This is a genomic window from Streptomyces calidiresistens (assembly GCF_014141525.1).
GTDB classification, from domain to species: Bacteria; Actinomycetota; Actinomycetes; order Streptomycetales; family Streptomycetaceae; genus Streptomyces; species Streptomyces calidiresistens.
The window spans coordinates 1-2,305 of the sequence record NZ_VKHS01000817.1 but is presented as its reverse complement, the minus strand read 5'-3'; the positions used below and the strand labels follow the sequence as shown (position 1 = coordinate 2,305).

Below are 2,305 nucleotides of genomic sequence, written 5' to 3'. Positions count from 1 at the left end.
GGGTGGGACAGACCGTCTGTCAGGTCGGCCGCGTCAGCGGAACGCGCTGCGGCACGGTCACCGCCCTCAACCAGGCGATCAATTACCCCGGCGGGATCGTGTACGGGCTGATCCGCACGAACATCTGCTCCGAAGCCGGCGACACCGGCGCGCCCCTGTACGCGAACGACGTGCTCGTCGCCCACTCGGTCGGCGCGAGCGGGAACTGCCTCGTCGGCGGGACGACCTGGCACCAGCCGGTCTCCTGACGGGGGCGACCGGCACGCGGCGGGCGTCCGCCGCGTGCCGGTACCGGCCCCGAACGGCCGATTCCGGCACGCTGGGAGGATGACATCCCCATCGCCGGCCCCGACCACCCCCGTGCAGGACCCCCCCTTCGATGTCGATCGTTTCCTCGCCCGACCACTCACGGCGCGGGTGGCGACAGGCGGCCCCACCGTTCGCCCCACCCGGTACCTCTGGGAGGAGGGGGCCTTCCGGATCCTCACGGGTCCGTGGGCCCGTCCGCCGGCCCGGGTGCGCGAGGACCCGGCCGTCGCCCTCGTGGTCGATGTCTGCGAGCCCACCACCGGGCTCACCCGGCAGGTGATCGCGAACGGCTCTGCCGAAATCCTGCCGTTCGACGTGCCGCGAGGCCGGCGCAAGCTCTCCCGTTACCTCGGACCGGACGAGTCGCGGTGTGACGAACGCTTCCGCCGCCACCTCCACGGCGACCCCGGCGACCCCGGGGAACGCGGCACGGTGTGGTTGCGGCTGCGGCCGCGACGGCTGCGCGCGGCGAAGCTCGACTTCCGGGTGGGGTGAGGCGGATGCGGATCACCTTCCTGCTGCACACCGCGTACGGCATCGGCGGCACGATCCGGGCCACCGCCCTGCTGGCGGGCGCGCTCGCCGACCGGCCGGAGGTGGAGGACGTGGAGATCATCAGCGTCTACCGTCCGAGGGACGAGCCGGCCGTCCCGCTGCACCCCCGGGTGCGGCTGACGCCGCTGGTGGACGCGCGGCGGCGCGGCTGGCGGTACCGGAACATCGGCGCCCGGCGGCCCAGCCGGCTGATGACCGACCCCGGCCCGGCGAACAGCTCGCTGCCGCCCAGCCGACTGACCGACCGCCGGTTGGCCCGGGCGCTGCGGCGCACCCGGGCGGACGTGGTGATCGCGACCCGGCCGGTGCTGGTGGACGCGGTGGCGCGGTACGCCCCGGAGCGGGTGGTGCGGTTGGGCCAGGAGCACCGCACCCTGGACTCGCACACCGACGCCCTGCGCGCCGGCTGCCTGGCCGCCCTGCCCCGGCTGGACGCCTACGCCACCGTCTCCGAGGCCGACGCCCGGCAGTGGCGGGAGGCGCTGCCGCCGGAGCACGCGCACCGGGTGGTGTGCGTGCCGAACACCGTGCCCGACACCGGCGACCGGGGGGACCCGGCGGCGTCGAAGGTGATCGTGGCGGCCGGCCGGCTCATCCCGATCAAGCGGTACGACCGGCTGGTGGAGGCCTTCGGGCGGCTGGCGAAGGAGTACCCGGACTGGGAGCTGCGGATCTACGGGCGCGGGCGCCGGGAGGCGGATCTGCGCGAGCGGATCACCCGGCTCGGCCTGGAGGGACGGGCGCACCTGATGGGGGCGGTCTCGCCGATCGAGCCGGAGTGGGCGAAGGGCGGGATCGCCGCCGTGACCTCCAACGGGGAGTCCTTCGGGATGACGATCGTGGAGGCGATGCGCTGCGGGGTGCCGGTGGTCTCCACCGACTGCCCCTACGGGCCGGGCGAGATCATCACGCACGGGGAGAACGGCGTCCTGGTGCCGATTCCCGAGGGGGTGCGGGGGATCGCGCGGGCGCTGCGGCGGCTGATGGACGATCCGGCCGAGCGGGCCCGGCTGGGCGAGGCGGGTCGGGAGCGGGCCCGGGCGTACGACCCGGAGCGGATCGCCGGGCGGTGGCTGGAGCTGATCGGGGAGTGCGCCGAGCGGCGGCGATCGGCCGGGGGTTCGACGGTGCCCGCGACCGGCCGGGGCACCGGGGCCCGACCGGTGCGCGGCGGCGGTACGGGGGGTCCCGCCGGGGCCGGCGACGGGGAGGAAGCGGTCCGTGCGCGCGGGGTTCCCGAGCCGGACAACCCTCGCTGACCTCCGGGGTGTTGCGAGTTCTTGTGGAAGAACTCGCAACACCCCGCCGGACGTTGAGGCGCACAGCCGACGGCTCCACCCCCACCGCCTTCCCTCCCCGGGCGGCACACCGTGAGGGGAGCCGCACCCCGATGTCCCGCACACGGCTGCGCAGACATCCCCCGACCCTCCCGGGCGTCCCC

3 protein-coding genes are annotated in these 2,305 nt (G+C 75.4%); all 3 read left to right on the top strand.

Annotated features, from left to right (window positions below; genetic code table 11):
• Window positions 1-248, top strand: a 248-nt coding sequence (locus FOE67_RS23100) for a S1 family peptidase (protein ID WP_228474196.1), incomplete at its 5' end; no start/stop codon positions are given.
• A gap of 79 nt (window positions 249-327) precedes the next feature.
• Complete coding sequence (locus tag FOE67_RS23095; protein ID WP_182666774.1) at window positions 328-804, top strand: pyridoxamine 5'-phosphate oxidase family protein; 477 nt, start codon at window positions 328-330, stop codon at window positions 802-804.
• Between the two features lie 5 nt (window positions 805-809).
• Window positions 810-2,123: a glycosyltransferase gene (locus FOE67_RS23090; protein ID WP_182666773.1), complete on the top strand. Its 1,314-nt coding sequence runs from the start codon at window positions 810-812 to the stop codon at window positions 2,121-2,123.
• Window positions 2,124-2,305 lie beyond the last annotated feature (182 nt).

Excerpts from the sequence above, each read along its gene's own strand:
- FOE67_RS23095 (WP_182666774.1), top strand. The coding sequence starts at position 328 with ATGACATCCCCATCGCCGGCCCCGACCACCCCCGTGCAGGACCCCCCC.
- FOE67_RS23090 (WP_182666773.1), top strand. The coding sequence starts at position 810 with ATGCGGATCACCTTCCTGCTGCACACCGCGTACGGCATCGGCGGCACG.